Origin of the sequence: Vulcanococcus limneticus LL, from assembly GCF_943369875.1 — a bacterium.
GTDB lineage: Bacteria > Cyanobacteriota > Cyanobacteriia > PCC-6307 > Cyanobiaceae > Vulcanococcus > Vulcanococcus limneticus_A.
Window position 1 is genome coordinate 385,132 of sequence record NZ_CALROT020000001.1, and the last position, 21,199, is coordinate 406,330.

At 69.7% G+C, this 21,199-nt stretch carries 21 protein-coding genes and 1 pseudogene; 10 read left to right on the forward strand and 12 right to left on the reverse strand.

Features of this window, described 5'->3' with window-relative positions:
• Positions 1 to 11: 11 nt before the first annotated feature.
• The 4 genes and pseudogenes from ACLV7J_RS01835 to nadA all read right to left on the reverse strand — a co-directional run bounded on the left by ACLV7J_RS01835 (position 12) and on the right by nadA (position 4,717).
• A complete protein-coding gene (locus ACLV7J_RS01835; RefSeq protein WP_411867409.1) occupies positions 12 to 1,109 on the reverse strand; it encodes an AEC family transporter in 1,098 nt (365 codons plus the stop codon).
• Between the two features lie 136 nt (positions 1,110 to 1,245).
• On the reverse strand, positions 1,246 to 3,165 hold the full coding sequence (locus ACLV7J_RS01840) for a hypothetical protein (protein ID WP_411867410.1): 1,920 nt from the start codon (positions 3,163 to 3,165) through the stop codon (positions 1,246 to 1,248).
• Between the two features lie 233 nt (positions 3,166 to 3,398).
• Positions 3,399 to 3,490, reverse strand: a pseudogene (locus tag ACLV7J_RS01845) (IS481 family transposase); the annotation flags it as partial.
• A 303-nt stretch (positions 3,491 to 3,793) separates the two neighbouring features.
• Positions 3,794 to 4,717, reverse strand: coding sequence for a quinolinate synthase NadA (gene nadA, locus ACLV7J_RS01850; protein WP_411867582.1), 924 nt, complete (start codon positions 4,715 to 4,717; stop codon positions 3,794 to 3,796).
• 198 nt (positions 4,718 to 4,915) lie between these two features.
• On the opposite strand from nadA, the gene ACLV7J_RS01855 reads away from it, so the two are divergent.
• The 3 genes from ACLV7J_RS01855 to ACLV7J_RS01865 all read left to right on the forward strand — a co-directional run bounded on the left by ACLV7J_RS01855 (position 4,916) and on the right by ACLV7J_RS01865 (position 8,193).
• A complete protein-coding gene (locus tag ACLV7J_RS01855; protein ID WP_411867411.1) occupies positions 4,916 to 5,842 on the forward strand; it encodes a TIGR04168 family protein in 927 nt (308 codons plus the stop codon).
• A gap of 12 nt (positions 5,843 to 5,854) precedes the next feature.
• Positions 5,855 to 6,922: a hypothetical protein gene (locus ACLV7J_RS01860; RefSeq protein WP_411867412.1), complete on the forward strand. Its 1,068-nt coding sequence runs from the start codon at positions 5,855 to 5,857 to the stop codon at positions 6,920 to 6,922.
• Between the two features lie 428 nt (positions 6,923 to 7,350).
• On the forward strand, positions 7,351 to 8,193 hold the full coding sequence (locus ACLV7J_RS01865) for an endolysin (RefSeq protein ID WP_411867413.1): 843 nt from the start codon (positions 7,351 to 7,353) through the stop codon (positions 8,191 to 8,193).
• A 64-nt stretch (positions 8,194 to 8,257) separates the two neighbouring features.
• Here the strand turns inward: ACLV7J_RS01865 and ACLV7J_RS01870 are convergent, their stop codons facing one another.
• A complete protein-coding gene (locus ACLV7J_RS01870; RefSeq protein WP_411867414.1) occupies positions 8,258 to 9,163 on the reverse strand; it encodes a TPM domain-containing protein in 906 nt (301 codons plus the stop codon).
• Between ACLV7J_RS01870 and ACLV7J_RS01875 the strand changes: the two genes are divergently transcribed.
• Together ACLV7J_RS01875 and ACLV7J_RS01880 are read left to right on the forward strand one after the other, a co-directional pair.
• A complete protein-coding gene (locus ACLV7J_RS01875; RefSeq protein ID WP_411867415.1) occupies positions 9,162 to 10,499 on the forward strand; it encodes a class I SAM-dependent methyltransferase in 1,338 nt (445 codons plus the stop codon). The two genes, ACLV7J_RS01870 and ACLV7J_RS01875, sit on opposite strands and share 2 nt — an antisense overlap.
• Positions 10,500 to 10,552: 53 nt before the next feature.
• Entirely contained in the window at positions 10,553 to 10,924 is a 372-nt protein-coding gene (locus ACLV7J_RS01880) for a hypothetical protein (protein WP_411867416.1), read from the forward strand.
• Positions 10,925 to 10,926: 2 nt separating this feature from the next.
• On the opposite strand, the gene aroB is transcribed toward ACLV7J_RS01880, so the two are convergent.
• The 3 genes from aroB to ACLV7J_RS01895 all read right to left on the reverse strand — a co-directional run bounded on the left by aroB (position 10,927) and on the right by ACLV7J_RS01895 (position 12,841).
• Positions 10,927 to 12,093, reverse strand: a complete 1,167-nt coding sequence (aroB, locus tag ACLV7J_RS01885; protein ID WP_411867417.1) for a 3-dehydroquinate synthase — start codon at positions 12,091 to 12,093, stop codon at positions 10,927 to 10,929.
• Between the two features lie 107 nt (positions 12,094 to 12,200).
• The gene (locus tag ACLV7J_RS01890; RefSeq protein WP_411867418.1) at positions 12,201 to 12,584 is read right to left on the reverse strand and encodes a type II toxin-antitoxin system PemK/MazF family toxin; all 384 of its coding nucleotides are present in this window, start codon (positions 12,582 to 12,584) and stop codon (positions 12,201 to 12,203) included.
• Positions 12,581 to 12,841 carry an AbrB/MazE/SpoVT family DNA-binding domain-containing protein gene (locus tag ACLV7J_RS01895; RefSeq protein WP_411867419.1) on the reverse strand — a complete coding sequence of 87 codons (261 nt, stop codon included), beginning with the start codon at positions 12,839 to 12,841 and terminating at the stop codon, positions 12,581 to 12,583. Before ACLV7J_RS01895 ends, ACLV7J_RS01890 begins: the two co-directional genes overlap by 4 nt.
• 102 nt (positions 12,842 to 12,943) lie before the next feature.
• Between ACLV7J_RS01895 and ACLV7J_RS01900 the strand changes: the two genes are divergently transcribed.
• Both ACLV7J_RS01900 and ACLV7J_RS01905 read left to right on the forward strand, forming a co-directional pair.
• The gene (locus ACLV7J_RS01900; protein WP_411867420.1) at positions 12,944 to 13,390 is read left to right on the forward strand and encodes a hypothetical protein; all 447 of its coding nucleotides are present in this window, start codon (positions 12,944 to 12,946) and stop codon (positions 13,388 to 13,390) included.
• Positions 13,391 to 13,420: 30 nt separating this feature from the next.
• Positions 13,421 to 13,840 carry a nuclear transport factor 2 family protein gene (locus ACLV7J_RS01905; protein WP_411867421.1) on the forward strand — a complete coding sequence of 140 codons (420 nt, stop codon included), beginning with the start codon at positions 13,421 to 13,423 and terminating at the stop codon, positions 13,838 to 13,840.
• Positions 13,841 to 13,891: 51 nt separating this feature from the next.
• Here ACLV7J_RS01905 and ACLV7J_RS01910 read toward each other — a convergent pair whose 3' ends face one another.
• A complete protein-coding gene (locus ACLV7J_RS01910; RefSeq protein ID WP_411867422.1) occupies positions 13,892 to 14,035 on the reverse strand; it encodes a hypothetical protein in 144 nt (47 codons plus the stop codon).
• Between the two features lie 108 nt (positions 14,036 to 14,143).
• Between ACLV7J_RS01910 and ACLV7J_RS01915 the strand changes: the two genes are divergently transcribed.
• The 3 genes from ACLV7J_RS01915 (at position 14,144) to ACLV7J_RS01925 (ending at position 16,665) form a co-directional block, all read left to right on the forward strand.
• Complete coding sequence (locus ACLV7J_RS01915) at positions 14,144 to 15,160, forward strand: DUF389 domain-containing protein (protein WP_411867423.1); 1,017 nt, start codon at positions 14,144 to 14,146, stop codon at positions 15,158 to 15,160.
• A gap of 53 nt (positions 15,161 to 15,213) precedes the next feature.
• Entirely contained in the window at positions 15,214 to 15,879 is a 666-nt protein-coding gene (locus ACLV7J_RS01920) for an SDR family oxidoreductase (RefSeq protein ID WP_411867424.1), read from the forward strand.
• Between the two features lie 246 nt (positions 15,880 to 16,125).
• Positions 16,126 to 16,665 carry a DoxX family protein gene (locus ACLV7J_RS01925; RefSeq protein WP_411867425.1) on the forward strand — a complete coding sequence of 180 codons (540 nt, stop codon included), beginning with the start codon at positions 16,126 to 16,128 and terminating at the stop codon, positions 16,663 to 16,665.
• A gap of 60 nt (positions 16,666 to 16,725) precedes the next feature.
• Here the strand turns inward: ACLV7J_RS01925 and ACLV7J_RS01930 are convergent, their stop codons facing one another.
• Genes ACLV7J_RS01930 through ACLV7J_RS01940 form a run of 3 tightly spaced genes read right to left on the reverse strand, consistent with a single transcriptional unit; the run spans position 16,726 to position 21,193 of the window.
• Entirely contained in the window at positions 16,726 to 18,198 is a 1,473-nt protein-coding gene (locus ACLV7J_RS01930) for a glycosyl hydrolase family 57 (protein WP_411867426.1), read from the reverse strand.
• Positions 18,198 to 20,204, reverse strand: coding sequence for an amylo-alpha-1,6-glucosidase (locus ACLV7J_RS01935; RefSeq protein WP_411867427.1), 2,007 nt, complete (start codon positions 20,202 to 20,204; stop codon positions 18,198 to 18,200). Before ACLV7J_RS01935 ends, ACLV7J_RS01930 begins: the two co-directional genes overlap by 1 nt.
• A gap of 35 nt (positions 20,205 to 20,239) precedes the next feature.
• On the reverse strand, positions 20,240 to 21,193 hold the full coding sequence (locus tag ACLV7J_RS01940; protein WP_411867428.1) for a proline iminopeptidase-family hydrolase: 954 nt from the start codon (positions 21,191 to 21,193) through the stop codon (positions 20,240 to 20,242).
• Positions 21,194 to 21,199: the final 6 nt, after the last annotated feature.

Genomic DNA, 21,199 nt, shown 5'->3' on the forward strand with positions numbered 1-21,199 from the left:
TCGTACTGTGATCACCAGCTTGTGAACATCAGTACCCAGATCGGCATCGTGAATGCGAAGACCAGGCATGAGAGCAGTATGGAGGCCACCGTCAGCTTCAGGTCAAGGTCATACTTCTCAGCCAGGAGCAGGGAGGCGAAGGCGCAGGGCATTGAGGCCTGCAGCACCAACACCAGACGCTGCGGCCCATGGAAGCCCACGGCGGTCAGAGCAGCACCCATGATCAGCGGCACCAGGATTGTCTTGATGGCCACCGGCTGCAGGGCCAGCCTGAGATCTCCGCCAGTTTGCAACTGCTGAGCACGCATCCCCATCACCAGCAGCGCAACCATGATCGATCCCCAGGCAATCCCGTTGAGAATCGTGGCGATGCCATCGGAGATTGGAATTTGTTTGAGGAAGAGACCAATGAAGAAGGCGTAGAAAATCGGATTCTTGATCAGGGATTCCACCGCTATCACCCAAGGTGTTGGTTCACCAGGTCCAACCACGGTCGATGGCCCCGTCTGTTTGGCGACATCTCGCTCCTGTATGGCATCGCAGCCAGGGCTGCTGAATGGCTCAGACTGGCCCTCGCCAGAGACAGCCATGCTGCGGGCCGAACGCAGGATGGCCGACTTGATAATGATAACCCCCAGTCCGTAGCCGGCCAGCAAAGTACCGAGAATGTCGTAAAGAACTGCTGAACTGAAGTATTGGGGACCAAGCTGCGGCAGCAATAGAATCACCGGAAAGCCCATGTAGCTTGTGTTTCCGATGTAGCTAAGCAATACGAAGCTAGTCTTGGTCTGCGCTGAATAGTGCCTTTTGGAAGAGCGAAGTAGCAGAACGCTGAGGAAGATTGCGAGAAGTATGGCCACCCAGGCTACGACGGGTGATAACCAGACTGAGGCATTTAATTCGGCCTTGCGGATAAAGTTACCCACGGCGATCGGGATGCCAACAAGAGAAAGAAACCGCGCTAGAACGTCTGGTATCTGCTCCTCGATCGGAATAGTGTTTGCCTGGTTTCTTCTGCGCTTCAGGAGCAGACTCAGGAAATAGCCTGCCAGCGTGAACGCCAGAATCGGCACGTAGACCGCGGTTACAATCTGAAGAATGGCCTGCATGCTCTGATACGGACAACAGGACGTCACGGGCGACGCTGAGTCGGTGGAGCACCGCTTCTCAGGTCACACTTGTGTCTGACCCATTATCTTCTCATTCCTGCCAGGCTGGGCAGAGCCCAGCAGATTAATTTAGAACTTAGGAGAATTCTCCGGTCTTCATCGATGCCACGCCTGGGCACCTCAGGATCACCGGCTGCTGCAGAAAGGCCAGGCACGGGCTGGACGGAGTCTCCTGGCCCTCTGTCTTGTGGCGAGCCTGTGTGACCAGCTTGTGGTGGCTGAGGGTATGTTCCAGAGCCTGTTGAGGTGTGTGATCCCGTAGCGAGATTCCATAGAGACCGATCAGACTGAAGGGCCGGGCGTCTATCCCCTGACTGCCGCCAGCTGCAGCGCCGTTCACCGGCTCAACCTCTGGGCTGAACTGACCCAGAAAGTCGAGGACTACAGGGTTATCAGTGGCCACATGTAATTGATCAAAGGTACGCAGCAGGGCCAGAAGTCTGAGTGCCCGTTGGCCACCTTCTCCAAGGCCCTTAAAGCCGAACTCATCACTCGCCTGACGCAGGAACTCCAGAGCCGTGAAGGCATCCGAGCGCAGCAACCGGGCCCTGACGCCACTAAAGAGATGGCGGTGAGCGCCGAAACTGTTGGGTAAGGCCTGATCCAGCATCTGCAGGGGGCTGAGTCCGGGTTTCGTTATGCCCGCGTCCTGGTCCACATCATCTTCAAGGGCCTGCTCCAGGGCGCCGAACACCGTCTCTTCCTCACTCACCAGGTACAAATAGCGTTCCCAACGATCGAGAATCTCTCTTTTCAAGTGGTCACTCAATGCCAGGCGACGGCTCAGGCACGTCTCCAGGTGCTCGGCCTCCTGACCGGTCTCCGCCGGGATTGACCGCCAGGTCTCCAGGCTGAACTGCAACAGGGCCTGAAGGTGAAGAACGGTACCTGAATTGCCGAGGCCTTGAGCATTGCGTTGTTCATGGCAAGGATTGAACAGCAATGCTGATCGGCAGGGGGAGTTACGAGAGAGGATCGTGTTGCCAAAATCGTTGAAGTTACTGAGCAGGTGAAGACTGCGGGCTCCAGCCAACAGATCCGTTCCTTTTTCCCACTCCGTATCGGCGATCACCACATCCACGCTGGCCCGCATGATCAAAGTGTGCCCCCGTTCCAGGGGCTCCATCAGGGCGGCACGTTCCTCTTCCCGATCACCGATCCAGAAGGCCTCCACCTGGTCCCGTTGGCGGCAGACCACGGAGATGCCGATCGGATCGGACAGCAGCCGACCAGTTCGTGCCCTCAGGGCACGAATGATCTCCGAAGCGAAATGATCGATCAACTGCACGAAGCGGTTGCCGGTTTCGCCAGGGCGCGTCAGGCGATCGGTGAGCACATCCAGAGAGTGTGTGATCCGCACGGTGCTCATACAACCGACACCGATCGCGAGCATCTTGTGGATTCCGCCACTGCCAGCCCGCCCTTCATAGGGGTGGAGATCAGTATCCCCGGCGACCAACAGCAGATCACAGCTCCAGAGCTGCTCTGGCACCTGCAGCACCACGGTCTCGCCTGTTCGACCCCTCGGATCGGCAACTCGAAGGCTGCGACAGGGCAGGCTGTCGAGTGTGGTCTGCTGCAGCAACGGCACCGCCAACCTGGCGAGCCGGCGCTCGCGTTCCGGTTCCAGGATCCTGCTCACATCCTCCTTGGCCATCCGGGGATGGGTGCCCAGCCCGAACAGGATCGTCAGTGAGAGGCGCTCATCCCGTTCGCAGAGATCCAGCACCGCATCAATGCTCAGGCGAGCGGCCGTCTGGCGCCGGGTCTTGTCGGGAAGCAGCAGCAGCAGCTCGAAGGAGTGAGGCCGAGCGCCGCTCGGAGCAGCGGTCCACGTCGCCAGGACACGCTCCTGGATGGATTGAATCACTGTGGCCCGATCCAGAGACTCGCAGTTTCCGGCCGTGGGCGTCAGAACCTGGGTGCCTGCAGGCAGGGCGATCGTCGATCCTGGAAAGCTCTGCAGCTCCAGCTGGTGGAGGCAGAAAGAATCCATGCCATTGCCTCGGTCCCTGAATCTGCGGTAATCAAGCACGACCGCCCTGATGAACGTTCCGTGATTTGTCAGGGTGCTCTGTCTCGCCAGGTGCGTCGCCCAGGCCGCTCACAGAGCCGCTGCTGCGGCAAGCTCGAGCCCAGAGCCGAGCACGTCCTGAAACGGTTGAGGATCGCTAGGTCTCGGGGCAACCACCCGTTTGACACCTGCGCGTTCTGGGACAGCCTCCCGGAGGCCCATTCGCGGTAGGAGTCTGGATGAACCTCTCGGCCTTGCCATCTCTTCTGGGCTCATAGCGCCTGGCGCGGATGTGCCGCAACCCGAGTGCGCTGCAGGCCCTGGCGAACGGCTTGGCGTCGTCGACGGCGACGTGCACCCTCTCGTAGACGACCCCATTGGCGACGCTGGAGAACGGAGGTTACAGCTGGACGGCCGATGGTGAGATCGCCCTCAGCGAGGCTTGCTGGCAGCCGCTTCAGTGGAGTGGAGCGTCCTGGCGGAGCTCGATCAGTCGGGCCGCGATGCCGTTGGAGTCGCCACGACACTGCGCGTTGCCGTCTGGTTGACGGCCGCAGGACCTGCCGGAGCCGGGCGATTCACCGGCGGGTCTGGCCAGCGACCGCTGGTCTCAGCGGCTCATCTCCAGCATCTTCCGGATCGGTGCCAGGGCCCGCTGGCGCAGGCCCTCGTCCATCACGATCTCGGGCTGCATCGTCTGCAGGCAGTGCCACAGCTTCTCGAGGGTGTTGAGGCGCATGTAGGGGCAGGCGTTGCAGCTGCAGCCGTCGGCGCCCGGCACCTCGTAGAACGCTTTATCCGGCACCGCCTTGCGCATCTGGTGCAGGATTCCGGGCTCTGTGAGCACGATGAAGCTGGGGGCGGGGCTGGCCTCGGCCCGGTGCAGCAGCTTGCTGGTGGAGCCGATGAAGTCGGCCAGATCGAGCAGGTGCTGCTGGCATTCCGGGTGGGCGAGCACTTCGGCCTGGGGATGCTCGAGCTTCAGCTGCAGCAGCGCCTGCTCGCTGAAGGTCTCGTGCACGATGCAGCTGCCGGGCCAGAGGGTGAGTTCGCGGCCGCTCTGGCGCTGCACCCAGCGGCCCAGGTTCTGATCCGGGGCGAACAGGATCGGCCGGTCGGCGGGCAGCTGCTGCACCAGATCCACGGCGTTGCTGCTGGTGCAGATCAGGTCGCTCTGGGCCTTCACCGCCGCCGAGCAGTTGATGTAGCTCACCACGATGTGCTCCGGGTGCTCGGCCCGGAAGGCGGCGAAGCCATCGGCGGGGCAGGCGTCGGCCAGGGTGCAGCCGGCCTCGAGATCCGGCAGCAGCACCGTTTTCTCCGGGCTGAGGATCTTGGCGGTCTCCGCCATGAAGTGCACGCCGCAGAACACGATCACGTCCGCGTCGGTGGCGGCGGCCTTGCGGGAGAGTTCCAGGGAGTCGCCGATGAAGTCGGCCACGTCCTGAATGGCGGCGTCCTGGTAGTAGTGCGCCAGGATCACGGCGTTGCGCTCGCGCTTGAGGGCGGCGATGGCGGCGGGCAGCTCAGCCAGCGGCGGGCAGGGCGGCGTGGCCAGGCCGGCAGCTCCCGGGGCGCCCTGGCTTGACGACCCATCGCCCGCAGCGCCGCTGAGGGGGCCATCGCCAGCCGGTGTGCCGCTGCCGGGAGCACGGTCCGGGGTGTTCTGGGCTGCCGCGAAAACCAATTCGGACCCTCTGCGATGCAGGATGGGGCAAGCCTAGGGATCTGGTTGGCGGCGACCGGCACAGCAACCGAACCGGGGCCCGACCCACGACCCGAGCCCAGCCGGCCGATCCAGATCGCCATTGCCGGTGACCTGCACGGCCAGTGGGATGCCAGCGACGAGGCCCTGCTGGGTCTGATCGCTCCCGATGCCCTGCTGGTGGTGGGCGACCTCAGCGACGGCCAGCAGCGCATCCCCGCCCGCCTGGCGCGGCTGCCCCTGCCCACCGCCTGCATCCTCGGCAACCACGACACCGGCCGCGACCCCACCGGCCACACCCTGCGCCGCCAGCTGGATCTGCTGGGCGACCGCCACTGCGGCTGGGGCCTGCGGGAGCTGCGGCCGCCGGGGCTGGCGGTGGTGGGGGGCCGCCCCGCCAGCGCCGGTGGCGGCTACCACCTCAGCCACGGCGCCCATGCGGTGTTCGGCCCGGTGACCCTGGAGGACTCGGTGGCGCGCATCACCGCGGCGGCCCTGGCGGCCGATCCGCTGCTGCCGCTGGTGCTGCTGGCCCACTGCGGCCCCAGCGGCCTGGGCAGCGGGCCGGCCGATCCCTGCGGCCGCGACTGGAAGGCCCCCGCCCGCGACTGGGGCGACCAGGACCTGAGCCTGGCGATCGACCGGATCCGCCGGGTGCGGCCGGTGCCGCTGGTGGTGTTCGGGCACATGCACCACCGGCTGCGGCGCGGCCAGGGCGACCGGCTCAGCTTCTGCCGCGACCGGGCCGGCACCTCCTATCTCAATACGGCCTGCGTGCCCCGCCACGACCAGGACGACCGCGGCCGCAGCCTGCGCCACTTCAGCTGGGTGGTGCTCCAGGACGGGGAGCTGTTGGAGGTGAGCCACCGCTGGTATTCCCCCGCCGGCGATCTGCTCTACCGCCAGCTGCTGCACGAGCAGCAGGCGTCGCTGCCGGCCCTGGCGCCCTGCTGAGGTGCCGCCGCCGTGATCCTCTACGCCTGCATCAGCGGCCACGGCTATGGCCATGGTTCGCGGGTGGCGGCGGTGCTCTCCGCCCTGCACGCTCGCCGCCCCGACTGGCGCCTGGTGCTCTCCACCCCCCTGCCGGAGCCGTTCCTGGCGGCCGCTTTTGGCCCGGTGCCCGTGGAGCGGCGGGTCTGCCGCTGGGAGGTGGGGGTGATCCAGGCCGATGCCCTCGGCGCCGACGGCCCCGCCACCCTGGCGGCCCTGGCAGATCTGGAGCGCAGCCTGCCGGCCCAGATCGCCGCCGAGGCCGCCTGGCTGCGCCAGCAGGGCGAGCCGGTGCTGGTGCTGGCGGATGTGGGCCCTGCCGCCGCCGACCTGGCCGCTGCGGTGGGGGCGCCCCTGGTGTGGATGGGCAACTTCGGCTGGGATGCCATCTACGGGCCCATGGGCGGCGCCTTCGCGGCCTGGGCGGAGCGCTGCACCGCCCTCTACCGGCGCGGCACGGCCGTGATCCGCTGCCCCTTCGCCATGGCGATGCCCTGGGGGCTGCCGGAGCACCCGGTGGGGCTCACCGCCGGGCAGCCCCGCGGCGATCGGGAGGCGCTGCGGCGCCAGCTCGACCTGCCCAGCGAGCGGGAGGCGGTGGTGCTGGTGGGCTTCGGCGGCCTGGGGTTCCCCCTGGAGGCGGCCCTGTTCGCCCGCTGGCCCGAGCACCGCTTCCTGGTGGCCGACCCCCAGCTCGCGGGCCAGGCGGCCAATGCCGTGGCCCTGCCGCCGGGGCTGCGCCCCCTGGATCTGCTGCCCCTCTGCGGGCGCCTGCTCACCAAGCCGGGCTACAGCAGCTTCTGCGAGGCCCTCACCCAGGGGGTGGGCCTCCACCTGGTGCGGCGCGAGGGCTTTGCCGAGGCCCAGGTGCTCAGCGACGCCCTGGAGCGCCACGGTGCGCACCGGCTGCTGAGCCGGGAGCAGCTGCTGGCGGGCGACTGGCAGCTGGACCAGCCCCTGATTCCCCCGTCGGACGGGCCCCTGGCGGCCGGCGGCGAGGGGGAGGCGGCCGATGTGTTGATCGCTTACGCACCGGAATGATCAGCATTACTGAATTGACCCGGAAAGATGGCCGTGAAGCCATCGAGAACTCTGTTGCAGCCAGTGATCCGAATCTGGTTCCGTAGTTTTGAATACATGTGGACACTTGTGTGACTGTCACTAACTAGATTCCTCTGGAGGGTTGATTTGACAAACTCTGCGCAACCAATTGACTAACTCGGCACAACTGTTCTTTCGCTCGCTGTCTGACGGGTTCCTTCCCGCCTGATACGGCTTCAGATCCAGCTCTGCTGCAGTCCGGTTTTTTGGCTTCCTTCGCCCGCTGAGGTGGGTGACTCAGGCCCCGGCCCTTCTTTCCAAGGCCTGCCTGTCGATCCCGGCTCCCCCCTGTGTTGTCCCTTGCGGTGCCAGTTCCTGGCGCCGGCTTTGGCCTGACGCTTCGCGGAATGTCCTCTGCTTCGAACGGTTTGCGATCCCTCCTCTCCCTGGCTCCCATCGCCCGTGCCCGTGGTTCTCGCCTGAGCCGCGCCGGACTGATCGGAGGCTGCGCCGCCGCCCTTGCCCTGCCCCTGGCCGCTCCCGTCCAGGCCGCAACGGAGGCTGACCCCCAGGAGCCGATCCATTCCAGCTTCCAGCTGCAGACCCCGGCGCCCCGGCTGGCCATGCTCGACGCCGGCCCGGACCCCTCGGCGCCGCCGGCCTCCCTGCCCACCACCGGCAGCCGCTTCAGCGGCCCCTACCCGATCACGCCCGAGCGCCGGGCCCTGCTCAACACGATCCGCTACGCGGAGGGCACCTGGGCCAATGGCCAGGACATCGGCTACCGGATCATGTTCGGCGGCGGCCTGGCCCCCGGCCTGGAGCGCCACCCCGACCGCGTGATCCGCTCCGGCGGGTACGCCAGTGCCGCCGCCGGCGCCTACCAGTTCATGCCGTTCACCTGGTCGATGGCCAGCCGCGTGCTCGGCCTGCAGGGCTTCGGTCCCGACGTGCAGGACCAGGCCGCCCTGCTGCTGGTGCACCGCCGCGGCGCCCTGTCCCTGGTCGACCAGGGCACCTTCACCCGTGAGCTGGCCGCCAAGCTCGCCCCCGAGTGGGCCTCCTTCCCCACCCTGGCGGGGCAGAGCTATTACGGCCAGCCCGTGAAGCGCTACGACGGCCTGCGCCGCTTCTTTGAGGACAACCTCGCCCAGCTGCGGGCCGGCCAGGGCCTGGTGGATCCCAGCGTGGCCTCGGTTCCCACGCCGCCGCCGGCACCGCCCTGCAACGACGGCAGCCTGGAGTGCGCCCTGCGTCAGGTCGGCAACTGATCGCTCGCAAGCCGATCGGCGCTTCGAAACCGATCGGCTGTGTCCGGGATGATCGGCGGGGGCCTCAGCCCTCGCCGCCTCCATCGGCAAGCCGCGCCTTGCCCACGGTGTTCTGGGCGATCAGGTAGGCCACGGCGATGGCGCCGGCGAAGCCGAGCACGTTGCGGGCCACCGGCAGCAGGTCGCTGGTGCGGGTCACGATCGGGCCCAGGCCGAACACGCCGAAGAGGATCACCCACAGGGGCGAGAGCAGCAGCACCCAGGCCCACTCCACCTTGTGCTCGGGCTTGCGCGGGTAGGCGGCGAAGCCCACCACCAGGCCGCCGATGATCGAGGTCACCAGGGTGAGCAGCCACTGCTCCTGGGGCAGGCCCGGCACCACCTGGCAGCCGCCGCGCTCCAGGCAGATCGCCACGGCGTCGAGGGCGTCGGTGATGGCGCCGTCCTCGCCGTGGTCACGCACGTAGTACTGGTTGCCGAAGCGGGTCTGCAGCTCCACCCAGTAGGTGCGCGGCATCAGGGCGAACAGGGCATCGCCCACGTTGAAGTTGAGCAGGTTGCCGCCGCGGGGATCGGCGATCAGCACCAGGCTGCGCTCATCCAGCCCCCAGAACTCCCGGATCGCCAGCCCCGGCGTGCGGTCGTACTGGGTGAGCACCCGCAGCTTCCAGCCGGTGTCGGCCTCGATGGCGTTGAGCTTGGTCTCGAGGGCAGCGCGCTGGCCGTCGGTGAGGGCCTTGGCCAGGTCGATCACCGGAGTGGGGTGATCGGGCAGCAGGTCGGGGTTGTCGTAGGCGTAGGCGGGGCCGCCGGGCAGGCCGGGGCCGGCCGGGGCGCCCAGCAGCAGCGCCAGGGTCAGGCAGAGGCCCAGCACCAGGGCCCGGGCGCCCCGGCCGAGGCGGCGCAGGTCTCCCCAGGCCCCGACCTCTGGCCCGGCGTGCTGCTCCCGGTCCTGTTCCCGCGGGGCCATGGCGACTGTTCCAGAGTGGCCAGCATTCTCCCTGAGTCCGCCGGCCGCCGTGGAGTTCCCCAGTCCCCGCCCCACGGTTCCGAGCAGCCCGGCCTCCACCGCCCCGGCCCCCGGGCCAGCGCCGGATGCGGAGCCCGCCGTGCCCGCCTGGCTGGCGGAGCGCCTGGCGGCGGCCGGCGGCTCGGTGCCCTTCGCCACCTACATGGCCTGGGCCCTGCACGACCCGGAGCACGGCGCCTATGGCAGCGGCCGCCTGCAGGTGGGCCCGGGCGGCGACTTCGCCACCTCCCCCTCCCTGGGCCCGGATTTCGCCGCCCTGCTGGCCCCCCAGATCGCCCAGTGGCTGGGTGAGCTCGCCGCCGATGGCCCGCTGGCCCTGATCGAGGCCGGCCCGGGCGAGGGCAGCCTGGCCCGCGACCTGGCCGAGCAGCTCGCCGCCGGCTGGCCCGAGCTGGCCGCCCGCACCGAACTGGTGCTGGTGGAGCCCAACGCGGGCATGGCGGCCCGCCAGCGCGCGCTCCTGGCTGACTGCCCCCTGCCCTGCCGCTGGAGCAGCTTCGAGGCGCTGGCGGCGGCGCCGCTGCGGGGGGTGGTGCTGGCCCACGAGGTGCTCGATGCCCTGGCGGTGGAGCGGATCACCTGGGACGGGGCCCTCTGGCGCCGCCAGCGGGTGGCGCTCCACCAGGGCGTCCTGCGGCTGGAGCCCGGCGAGCCCCTGGAGCCGCCGGCCACGGCGCACCTCGAAGCCCTCGGGCTCCTGGGCCCGGGCCCCCAGCGCCTGGTCGGCTGGAGCACGGAGCTGCACCCGGAGCTGGAACCCTGGCTGGCGGCCTGCGGCGCCGCCCTGGCCTGCGGTCCGCTGCTGGTGATCGACTACGCCCTGGAGGCCTGGCGCTACTACGCCCCCTCCCGCGCCGACGGCACCCTGATGGCCTACCGGGGCCAGCGGGCCAGCGGCGATCCGCTGCTCGAGCCCGGCCACTGGGACCTCACGGCCCACCTCTGCATCGAGAGCCTGCAGGCGGCGGCCCTCGCCAGCGGCTGGGAGCCGATCGGCCAGTGCCGCCAGGGAGAGGCGCTGCTGGCCCTGGGGCTGGCCCAGCGGCTGCACGGGCTGCAGCAGCCGGCGGCGAGCCCGGCGGGAGTTGTCAGTCCGGTCGGAGTCTCTTCCTCGTCGTCGGAGATGAGCCTCGGAACCCTGCTGGCCCGGCGCGAGGCCCTGCTGCGGCTCGTGGATCCAGCGGCCCTGGGCGATTTCCGCTGGCTGGCCTTCCGCCGCGGGCCCGCCTCCGCCCCCGACCTGCCGCTGTTCCTGCAGGAGCCGCCCCTGGCCTAGCGGCAGCGGCTGGAACGGGGTGGGCACTGGTGAGCGGCGTTGCGGCTCCCCCCATGGCCCCCGGTTCCCTGCACAGCTTCCACGGCTTCCCCGGCGGGGCCCCGCTGCACCTGCACCTGCCGCACGTGGTGGATCCGCAGGCGGCGGCCTGCTGCTACGTGGAGGCCCTGGAGCTGGCGGGCGCTCCGGCCGCGCTGCTGGAGGGCTTCCGCCTCTGCCAGCCCCAGGCCCAGCCCGTGGCGGCTCCCGAGCAGGACACCCTGGCCCTCTACCGCTACCGGCTGCGCCACTGCCCCAGGCGCCGCCAGGCCCTGGAGCTGGAGTGCTGGCGCCTCTACCCCGGCTGCGGCGGCTGGCAGCGCCGCTGCGGGCCGATGCCCCTGGCGGCGTTTCTGGAGGAGTTCCTGCCGGAGCTGGAGGACTGAGCTCAGGCCAGTCGGGCCAGCACCTGGCGGATCGTGGCCGCCTCCACGTCGTCGCGGATCACCACGCTGCCGTACACCGACCCACCCGGCTCAGCGGGGGCTCCGGCGCCGAGGGGCAGCACGAAGCGCACCTTGCCGTCGCGCACCTTCTTGTCGCCCTGCAGGCAGGCGAGCACGGCGTCGGGATCGAGGGCCGGCCAGGCCAGGGGCAGGCCGGCGGCGGCGATCAGGCGCAGCTGCCGCTCCTGGTCGGCCGGGCTCCACAGGCCCAGGGCCAGGCTCAGTTCGCCGGCGGCGCGCATGCCCAGGCCCACGGCCTCGCCGTGCAGGTAGGTGCCGTAGCCGCAGAGGGTCTCCACCACGTGGCCGAGGGTGTGGCCGTAGTTGAGGATCGCCCGCAGGCCGCCCTCGCGCTCATCGGCGGCCACCACCTGGGCCTTGGCGGCGGCCGAGCGCTCCAGCAGGGTCTGCAGCAGCGCGGGTCCCACCGCTGCCTGGCTGGCGAGGCCGGCGGCCGGGTCCCGCTCGGCGGCGGACTCGAGCGCGGCCATCAGTGCTTCATCCCCGATCACTCCGTACTTGATCACCTCCGCCATGCCGGCTCGGAACTCGCGCTCCGGCAGGGTGGCCAGGGTGTCGGGGTCGATCAGCACCAGCCGGGGCTGGTGGAAGGCGCCGATCAGGTTCTTGCCGCCGGGGTGGTTCACGCCGGTCTTGCCGCCGATGGCGGCATCCACCATGGCCAGCAGGGTGGTGGGCACCTGCACCACGGCGATGCCCCGCAGCCAGGTGGCGGCCGCGAAGCCGGCCATGTCGCCCACCACGCCGCCGCCGAGGGCCACGATCAGCGAGCCGCGCTCCAGCCGGCGCTCAAAGGCCGCGTCGTGGATCAGGGCCACGGTGGCGGGGGTCTTCTGGTCTTCGCCGGCCTCGATCACCAGGGCGGAGGCCTCCAGGCCCGCGGCGCTGAGGCTCTGCAGGGCGGTGGCGCCGTAGTGCTCGTTCACCACCGGGTTGGTCACCACCAGCACCTTGGTGCCGGCCTTGATCCCCTGGGCGCGGATCTGCTCCCCCAGCTGGGCCAGGCTGCCGGCGCCGATGGCGATCGGGTAGGGGTTGGCGCTGAGCTCCACCCGGATGGTGCGGATCGCGGTGGGGGTGGCGGTCATGGCGGTGGGAGCGGCCAGGGCGGCGGGTCGGCAGGCTGGGGTGAGGCTACGGCGGTGGGCTGAGGGGGGATTTGCGGTCCCTGGAGCTGGCGCTGGGGGCCAGCCCTTCAGGGGCAGAGGCCAAGGATCTGGCCCACGATCTCCAGCACCTGCTCCAACGGCTCAGCCGCCAGCCGGCCCAGCGGATGGGGGCGGGCGCCGCGGGCTTTCCAGTCGAACGATTTGATCTGGTGGCAGAGCACAAAGCTGTGGGCTCCTGGCCGGTCGGCGATCGCTCCGAGATCCACCGCCAGGGAAGACCCTGCGTTGTAGGCGGCCGATGTCATGGCGCAGCCCACCACAAGACCCACCGTGGTGTGGAACGAAGCGGTGGAGAGCACCAGGAAGGGATGGTGGTCTTTCATCTCCCGGCCCGCCTGGGGGTTGTGGTCGATCCAGATCACCTCGCCCCGATCCGGCACCCAGCCGGTCGCAGGGCGGCGTGGCGTCATGGGGTCACTTCCGCGCCGACCGGCTGCCAGGCCATGGCTTCCGTGGGCTCCGCAGCCATCGGTTCATAGGAGGCCAGCCGTTCGGCCAGGGACAACCGACGCCGGACGGGGCGAATCAGCACGCCCTCCTCCACAACCGTGAGCTCGATGGCCTGATCTTCCTGGAGATGGGCTTCCCGTGCGATAGCGACCGGAAGTCGGATCCCAAGGCTGTTGCCCCAACGCCGCACGGCCTGCCTGGACATTGCTGGCGCCATTGGGCTCTCCTGTATAAACGCAGTTTAGCCGTGGCGACCACGGTCGGGCGCTGCGGCATCGGACGCTCCCCGCTCTCGGAGCGCCCCCGTCAGAGTGGGCCCATGGCTTCCCCTTCCGATCCAGGCCCAGCCCCCACCCCAGGCGCCCCCGTGCTGGTGTTCGACGGTGGCTGCCTGTTCTGCCGCCACTTCGCCCAGCTCAGCGAGCTGCGCAGCGGCATCCCCGGCCTGCAGATCCGCGATGGCCGCGCCGACCACGCCCTGCGGCGCCAGCTGGCCCAACGCGGCTACGCCCTCACCGATGGGGCCGTGCTGCTGGTGGGCGAGCAGGTGCTGCACGGCGCCGCGGCGATCCAGTGGCTCTGCGCCCGGATGAGGCCCTCCGCCGCCCTGTTGCAGCTGCTCGGCCCCCTGCTGGCCACCCCCGCCCGGGCCCGGCGCCTCTACCCGCTGCTGCTGCTGGCCCGCCGCGGTGCCCTGGCCCTGCGCGGCCTGCCGCTGGATCCGGACGCCACCCTGGCGTCGCCGGCCGCCGGGGCCCATCCATAGGCTGAACGACCTCTACAGCCGGCGCCCTCCGTGGACCCCACCAGCCTGAAGGCCCTGTTCACCAAGCCCTACGGCGCCCCGGCCCCGGCTGAGGCCCAGTGGCGGGCGGCCTACGCCGACGACGTGCACTTCCAGGACCCCACCCAGGAGAAGCAGGGCATCGCCGCCTACCTGGAGGCCCAGGAGGGTCTGCTGCGCCGCTGCGACGACGTCTACCTGACCCCCGGGGCCATCGCGATCGACGGCAACACGGCCTTCGTGGAGTGGGAGATGGGCCTGAAGATCAAGGGCATCGAGTTCATCTACCCCGGCACCAGCCGTCTGCTGTTCAACGCCGAGGGCAAGATCGTCGACCACCGCGACTACTTCGACTTCGTGGGCCCCACCTTTGCGCCGGTGCCCGTGGTGGGCGGCTTCGTGCGCTGGCTCTACAAGCGCTTCGTGGCCTGAGCGGAAGGGCCTCGACGTGGCAGGCGATGGGCTGCGGCTGTCCCCGCCTCCCTAGGGCAGGGTGAAGCCCGACTGCATGCTCTTCACATCGAGCATCACCCAGGTGAGCCAGATCACCAGGGCAATCACGCCCGACACCGCCGCAAAGCGGCCGACGAACCGCAGCAGCAGTTCCCCAGGACTGATCTCTCGCATCGGCAGCTCCGTTCAGGCCTCCACTCTGCTCTGCGGAGGTCTGCCGGGCCCGGGTACCGGGATCTCATGGTGAGGGCTTGACTACCTTGACGGCATCCCGCGCACGCCATGGCCCGATCCTTCGCCGAGATCCTGCATGGGGGGCCCGTCGACCTCGCCGAGGTGGAGCGGGTCCGGGAGACCTTGGTGTTCGAGGGGCCGAGGCTGGGCCCGGCGGTGTTCAAGTTCCTGTGCCTGCTGGTGCTGGCCTCGAGCATCGCCACCTACGGCCTGCTGGGGGATTCGCTGGCGGTGGTGATCGGGGCCATGATCGTGGCGCCCCTGATGCTGCCGATCATGGGGCTGGCCTTCGGCATCAGCCTCGGCGATCGCCGGGCGATCCTGAGCACGTTGGGCGTGAGTGTGGCCGGCATCGTGGCGGCCGTGGCCGTGGGCTATCTGCTCACCCTGCCGATCGCGCCGCTGAAGCAGCCCCAGGCGATCCAGCAGGTGATGGTGCGCACCGCCCCCCACCTGCTCGACCTGATGGCGGCCCTGGTCACGGGCCTGGCCGGCGCCTTCGCCCTGGCCCGCCGGGACGTGTCCGACACGCTGCCCGGCGTGGCCATCGCGGTGTCGCTGGTGCCGCCCCTGGCCAACGTGGGGATCCTGCTGGCCCTGGGGGAGCCCGCTCTGGCCTCCGGCAGCCTGCTGCTGTTCGGCACCAACTACGTGGCGATCCTGCTCACGGGCTCGCTGGTGTTCTCGCTGATGGGATTCCGGCAGGCGGCCCTCTCCCCCTTCGATCCGCGTGCGCGGCGCCGGGCGCTGGCCGTGGCCGTGGTGGCGCTGGTGCTGATCGCGCTTCCCCTCACGGCCACCAGCACCCGCCTGATTGTCACCACCAAGGTGGCGGCCCGCACCCAGGCCATCGCGGAGACGTGGCTGCAGGGCTCGAACTACCGGATCCAGTCGGTGGACGCCGAGACGGCGGATGGCTCGGTGAACCTGCTGCTGCTGGGCGAGGGGCCCCTGCCGCCGATCCAGACCCTCGAGGAGCGCGCGCGGGCCAGCCTGCTCGGCCGCACCCTGCGGGTGACGCTGGTGGAATCCCGCACCCTGGAGCTGGCCAAGCCAGCGGGCTGAAGGCCGGCCCGGGACGCTGGAGGATGGGGCCGCGAGCCTGCGAGTGATCCGCCATGTCCACGGTTCTGGTGACCGGTGCCAGCGGCGGCATCGGCCTGGAGTACTGCCGCCAGCTGCAGGCGCGGGGGGAGCAGGTGATCGCCGTCTGCCGCACGGCCTCGCCGGAGCTGCAGGCCCTGGGTGTGCGGATCGAGGCGGGGGTGGAGCTCACCAGTGAGGCCGCCATCGCCGGCCTGGTGGAGCGGCTGGACCGGCTGCCGATCGATGGCCTGATCCTCAACGCCGGCATCCTCGAGGCCACGAACCTGGAGCATCTGGACCCGGAGAGCATCCGCCGCCAGTTCGAGGTGAACGCCCTGGCGCCGCTGCGGCTCACCCGGGCCCTGCTGGATCAGCTGCCCAGCGGCGCCAAGCTGGTGCTGATGACCAGCCGCATGGGCTCCATCGACGACAACAGCTCCGGCGGCTCCTACGGCTACCGGATGTCGAAGGTGGCCCTGAACATGGCGGGCAAATCCCTGGCGATCGACCTGCGGCCCCGCGGCATCGCCGTGGCGATCCTGCACCCGGGCCTGGTGCGCACCCGCATGATCGGCTTCAACCCCCAGGGCATCAGCCCCGAGCAGGCGGTGCAGGGGCTGCTGGCGCGCATCGACGCCCTCACCCTGGAGACCTCGGGCACCTTCTGGCACGCCAATGGAGAGGTCCTGCCCTGGTAGGGCGCGCCGATGGCGCACGGGCCGAGACACGCTCTCAGATTCTTCACGTTCCGTTACCAGAGTTGCCAGACTTTCGGCCGCTTCAACTCGGCCATGGCCCTTCCCCTGCCCCTGGAAATCGTGGCGGGCATCTGTGCCTCCACGCTCACCATCGGTCTGCTCCGTGGTGACACCACCTCCGCGTCGATCGCATCACCGAGCGCAACCACGCCCACGGCGCAACCCACTGCACCGTCGGCCGTCGCCTTGAACCTGCCGCCCGCGCTGGAGGGCGCCATCCGGGGCTACCTCCTCGGCCAGGGCCGGCTGCAGAGCCTGGGCCTGCTGCTGCTGCGCCTGGCGGTGGGCGTGATGATGATTCACCACGGCCAGGACAAGCTCGCCGATCCCCAGAGCTTCGCCACCAACTACGTGGCGGCGCTGCACCTGCCCTTCCCGCTGCTGATGGCCTATGCGGCGGGCTATGCGGAAATCCTGGGCTCCTGGCTGCTGATCTTCGGCCTGTTCACGCCGCTCGGGGCCCTGGCGCTGAGCGGCACGATGGCGGTGGCGGGCTACCACCACATCCTCACCAGCGGCCTCAACATCTACGTGCTGGAGCTGGTGGTGCTCTATCTGGGCGGCAGCCTCGGCCTGCTGCTGCTGGGGCCCGGGCGCTTCTCCTTCGATGCCGGCATTGCCCACGAACTGCTGGGCGATGGGGTGCAGCAGGCGGAGGACGTCGCCATGGCCGCCTCCCGCTCGGGCCTCTCGGCAGTGGTGAGCTCCCCGTCTGGGGCGGTCTGAACCGCTGCGCCGTCGCCCAGCCGGCTACGCGCGCCAGCCGGCAGGGCGACCACCAGCCGGCTACACCACCTCCAGCTCCCTCTCCTCCAGCTGCGCCACTCCGCGCCGGTGGATCTCGCTGGCGTAGTCGGTCCAGGTGCCCTGGCCCCAGTAGCGGAAGCAGCTGGTTTCCAGCAGCAGCAGCTGCAGCAGCGCCCGCTGATAGGCCTCGCTGCGGGTCACCGCGGGGTCGGCGGCCACCAGCGGGTCGAAGCGCTGGTGAAAGGCGGCGCTGAGGCTGCTCATCGGCTCGAGCACGTTGGCGTAGCCCTCCACCCAGCTGAGGTTGTTGGTCCAGGAGGCGCCGGCCATCGAGAAGCCGGAGTCGTGGGCCTGGAGCTCGGCGATCACCGCCTGCACCGCGTCCGGCGTGGGTGGGCCCTCCAGCTGCTGCCAGAGCCGGTGCTGCTGCACGGCCTGAATCCGGGGGAACGCCTCCGATGACACGCCGGCGGCCTCCAGCAGCTCCAGGTATTCCGTGCCGTTCATCGCCACCGTGCCGGTGCGGCCACCCCCTTCAGCGGCGATGCGCTGGTGGGCCTGGATGAAGGCCTGGGGGAATTCGTTCATCATCACGCCGCCGTTCTCGCCATCGGCGATCTGCGACACCAGGGGCGGAATGGTGGTGCCGCCCAGCTCCAGCCGGTTCAGCCCCAGGGCCTCGTAATAGGGCTGCATCTGCCCCACCAGCTTGGTGTCGGAGCCCTGGGTCTTGATCAGGGCGGTGATGCTCAGCGTTTCGCCGTGGGAGTTGCGGGCCACCAGCTGATTGGGGATGTAGCGCTGCTCGTGGCCGAGGGCGGAGCCATCGAGGTTTTCCACGCTGTGTTCCTGCACCAGCAGCCAGCGGTAGCCGCACTCCCGCAGGGCCTTCACGAATTCATAGAGCGTGTCGGGGTGGTTGGGCAGGGCCATCTCCGGCGGCGAGAAGCCCTTCACCCGCTGCAGGGCTTCCGGCCCGAACAGGGCCTCGAACTGGTGCTGCCAGGCCAGGATCTGCAGCTTCAGATCGGGGATGGGTGTGGAGGGGGCCACGGCATGGCTCCAGAAGGTGCCGAGCCACTCCACATGGGGTTGCAGGGCGGGATCCCAGGCCAGCCGCTGCAGTGCCTCCACGATGTCGCGGCGGCCCATCTGCTCCACGCCCCAGAGCAGATTGCCGGAGTAATCCAGCATGATCCGCGGGTTGCAGCCCTCGGCGATCAGCTGGGGCAGCAGGTCGGCCAGGCGCCGGTAGCACTGGGCGAAGGCTTCGGCGTTGTGGTTATCGCCCTCGCCCGGGTGCTCAAACATGTATTGGAGATGGGAGATCAGCTCCCCCTGGGCTCCAGCGGGGATCGTGGGCTGATGCATGTGCAGCGCGCAGGCGAAGCCGGAGCGGATCTGGGCCAGATCGAGGGCGTTCGGCGGCGACGCCAACGGCCGGTTCTGCTGCACCAGGGCCAGGATCTCGGCTTCGCGGCCGGCGATCGGTGGCAGGGCGTGGGGATTCATCAGCGGGGCTCGGGGGCTTGCGCCTGAACCTGCATCATCGAGAGCTCCGTCCAGGCGCGCAGCACTTCCGCCACAGACCAGGCCTGGGCGATGCAGCCGCGGGGCGCATGGGGCGGATCGCCATCGAAGATCTCGCTGACGCTGCCGAGCCCGGCGGCGGCCAGATGATCCCCGATCGCCTCCAGCCATTGCAGGGCCGGCTGGGGTGATCCCTGCACGCGGGCCTGGGCAATGGCCCAGGGCCCCAGCCACCAGCCCCACACCGTGCCCTGGTGGTAGGCCCGGTCGCGGGCCACGGGGTCGCCGCCGTAGTGGCCCTGGTAGCGGGGATCCTGCGGGTCGAGGCTGCGCAGGCCCATGGGGGTGAGCAGCCGCTGGCCGCACACCGCCAGCAGCTGGCGGGCCTGCTCCGGGCTGAGCAGCTGATCCGTGAGGGCCACCGCCAGCAGCTGATTGGGCCGTATGGCGGCGTCATGGCTGCCGCCTGGGCCATCGAGCACGTCGAAGCAGCAGCCCGCCTGCGGGTTCCAGAAGCGCTGAAAGCCCGCACGCGCCTGCTCGGCCAGCGCCGCGTAGGGCTCGGCGGCTTCCCCACACAGCGGCGCGAAGCGGGCCAGGCTGCGCAGGGCGCAGAACCAGAGCACGTTCACCTCCACCGGCTTGCCGCGGCGGGGGGTGATCACCGTGCCGTTCACCTTGGCGTCCATCCAGGTGAGCTGCAGGCCCTCGGCGCCGGCGGTCAGCAGCCCATCCACCGGATCGCGGCGGATGCCATGGCGGGTGCCGCGGCAGTGGGCGTCCACGATCTCCCGCAGGCGCGGGAACAGCTCGCGGATCAGGGCTGTATCACCGGTGGCCTCGTGGTAGCGGCGCAGCGCCTCGACGTACCAGAGGGTGGCGTCGACGGTGTTGTAGTCGTGCTCGCCCAGGGGAGCGCCGCCCTCGGGGAAGCGGTTGGGCAGCATGCCGGCGCTGAGGTGGCCGGCGTAGGTGCGCAGGATCCGGGCGGCGACGGCGGGGCGGCCGGTGGCCAGGGTGAGGCCGCTGAGGCTGATCATCGTGTCGCGCCCCCAGTCGCCGAACCAGGGGTAGCCCGCCAGCAGCGTCTGGCCCGCCTCCGCTGCGCCCGTCGCCGCGCCCTCGGCCGGGCCTTCGCCGGTGCGGGCCACCACGAACTGGTCGGCGGCCAGCACCAGCTGCCGCACCCAGGCGGGGGCGCGGCCGGCCAGCTGCGGATGGGCCGCCCGCCATTGCTGCAGGAGGGCGTCGTCGTGGCGGCGGCGCTCCTGCAGGCTGCGCTCCCCATCCAGGGGCGGGGCGGCCTCGGTGCTGGCCACCAGGGTGACCGTGGGGGCCTCGCCGCTCAGCGTCACCGTGATCCGGCAGGCCCGCAACGGGCTGTCCTGGCTGCGCAGGCCCCGCTCCCGCTCGGCGCTGAGCGCCACGTCCACCCAGTCGCCTGGGGCGGCCAGCTCGGTGCGGCCCCGATCGCTGAGCACCACGAAGGGCGGTACGTCGTGCCGTTCGGGCTGCAGCTGCACGCCCCGGGGCAGGGCCCGCACGCCGATCGCCGGCTTCTCGCCGCTGCCGTGGTGGGAGCGGGCATGCACCAGCACGGCGATCTGCAGCTCCAGCGGCCGGCTGGCCTGCAGCAGGCGGTAGTGCACGGTGGTGGTGTGGGCGCCGGGCTGCATCCAGAGGCGTTTCTCCAGCAGGGCGTCGCCGATGGCGTAGCGCCAGCAGGGCACGCTGCCCTCAAGGCTGAAGGCCACGATCGTGCGCGGGTTCAGCGCCGGGCCCTCCTCCAGGCCAGCCACCAGCAGGGTGCGGGTGCAGGGATCGGTCGGGGCGCCCAGGGCCGCCACCAGCAGGCCGTGGTAACTGCGGGTGTTGGAGCCGGCCACGGTGCCGCTGGCGTAGCTGCCCAGGCCGTTGGTGATCAGCCATTCGCGCTGCCCGGCGACGGCCGGATCAGCGCAGAGGTCGCTGCCGAAGCGGATGGCCATGGCGCTGCCCTTTGGGCCGGCGGGTGTGATTCGGTCTAAGGCGCGGCGGGGGCGGCGAGCTCCCCTCGATCCACCTGGTGCAGAAAGTCGATCAAGCCGCGCCTGTACACCGTCTGATCGTCGACCATCGCCAGGTGACTTCCCTCGGGGCAATGGAGATGACGGCCCTGCGGCAGGGCCTCGGCCATGGCGGCCATCACCCGGGGATCCATGGTGTCGTGGGCGGCGCCGATGGTGAGGGTTGGCACCTGGATCTGGGCGAGATCGGCGCTGCGATCCCAGTGCGCCAGCTTGCCGCGGGCCCCCAGTTCACTGGGGCCCTGCATGGGGATGTAGACCTTCGGATTGATGTGATCAAAGGCCCGCAACACCGAATCGGGCCACTGCGCGTAGGGCCGCCTGAGCACGTGCTGCTCATAGTGGTAGGGGATCAACAGCTCCATGTAGCGCGGATTGTCGTAATCCTCCGCCGCTTCGATGGCCTGCAGTTCGGCCAGCACCTCGGCCGGCAGGGCGTTGATGAACTGCTGCTCGGCGTAGCGGTTGTACTCCGGCACGCTCCAGACCATGTTGGAGATCACCAGGCCCTTGAGCTGCTGCTGGTGCTGCAGGGCGTATTCCATGGCCAGGATTCCGCCCCAGGAGTGGCCGAGCAGGAAGAAGTTGCTCGCCTCCAGGCCCAGGGCCAGGCGAACCTGTTCCACCTCCTCCACAAACCGGTTGATCTCCCAGAGATCCTCGTGATCCGGCTGGCTGCTGTGATACGAGCCCAGCTGGTCGTAGAAATACAGCTCGATTCCCGCGTCCGGCAGGTAGCGGTCGAACACCTCGAAATATTCGTGGGTGCAGCCAGGCCCGCCATGGAGCAGCAGCAGCTTGATGCCCGCACTCGCGCCGCTGCGCCGCGTCCAGACCTCAAAGGTGCCGTGGGCCGTGCGCACCGGAATCCTGCGGACCGCGGCGTTGTCCTGAGCCGGATGGGACGTCATGGGCAA

What these genes read in the sequence shown, in the direction of transcription:
- aroB (WP_411867417.1), bottom strand. Translation starts at nt 12,093, where the DNA reads ATGACCGCCACCCCCACCGCGATCCGCACCATCCGGGTGGAGCTCAGC.
- ACLV7J_RS01870 (WP_411867414.1), bottom strand. Translation starts at nt 9,163, where the DNA reads ATGGCCCCGCGGGAACAGGACCGGGAGCAGCACGCCGGGCCAGAGGTC.
- ACLV7J_RS01915 (WP_411867423.1), top strand. Translation starts at nt 14,144, where the DNA reads ATGGCCCGATCCTTCGCCGAGATCCTGCATGGGGGGCCCGTCGACCTC.
- ACLV7J_RS01875 (WP_411867415.1), top strand. Translation starts at nt 9,162, where the DNA reads ATGGCGACTGTTCCAGAGTGGCCAGCATTCTCCCTGAGTCCGCCGGCC.
- ACLV7J_RS01840 (WP_411867410.1), bottom strand. Translation starts at nt 3,165, where the DNA reads ATGGATTCTTTCTGCCTCCACCAGCTGGAGCTGCAGAGCTTTCCAGGA.
- ACLV7J_RS01930 (WP_411867426.1), bottom strand. Translation starts at nt 18,198, where the DNA reads ATGAATCCCCACGCCCTGCCACCGATCGCCGGCCGCGAAGCCGAGATC.
- ACLV7J_RS01900 (WP_411867420.1), top strand. Translation starts at nt 12,944, where the DNA reads ATGGCTTCCCCTTCCGATCCAGGCCCAGCCCCCACCCCAGGCGCCCCC.
- ACLV7J_RS01880 (WP_411867416.1), top strand. Translation starts at nt 10,553, where the DNA reads ATGGCCCCCGGTTCCCTGCACAGCTTCCACGGCTTCCCCGGCGGGGCC.
- ACLV7J_RS01920 (WP_411867424.1), top strand. Translation starts at nt 15,214, where the DNA reads ATGTCCACGGTTCTGGTGACCGGTGCCAGCGGCGGCATCGGCCTGGAG.
- ACLV7J_RS01895 (WP_411867419.1), bottom strand. Translation starts at nt 12,841, where the DNA reads ATGGCGCCAGCAATGTCCAGGCAGGCCGTGCGGCGTTGGGGCAACAGC.
- ACLV7J_RS01910 (WP_411867422.1), bottom strand. Translation starts at nt 14,035, where the DNA reads ATGCGAGAGATCAGTCCTGGGGAACTGCTGCTGCGGTTCGTCGGCCGC.
- ACLV7J_RS01940 (WP_411867428.1), bottom strand. Translation starts at nt 21,193, where the DNA reads ATGACGTCCCATCCGGCTCAGGACAACGCCGCGGTCCGCAGGATTCCG.
- ACLV7J_RS01835 (WP_411867409.1), bottom strand. Translation starts at nt 1,109, where the DNA reads ATGCAGGCCATTCTTCAGATTGTAACCGCGGTCTACGTGCCGATTCTG.
- ACLV7J_RS01890 (WP_411867418.1), bottom strand. Translation starts at nt 12,584, where the DNA reads ATGACGCCACGCCGCCCTGCGACCGGCTGGGTGCCGGATCGGGGCGAG.
- ACLV7J_RS01935 (WP_411867427.1), bottom strand. Translation starts at nt 20,204, where the DNA reads ATGGCCATCCGCTTCGGCAGCGACCTCTGCGCTGATCCGGCCGTCGCC.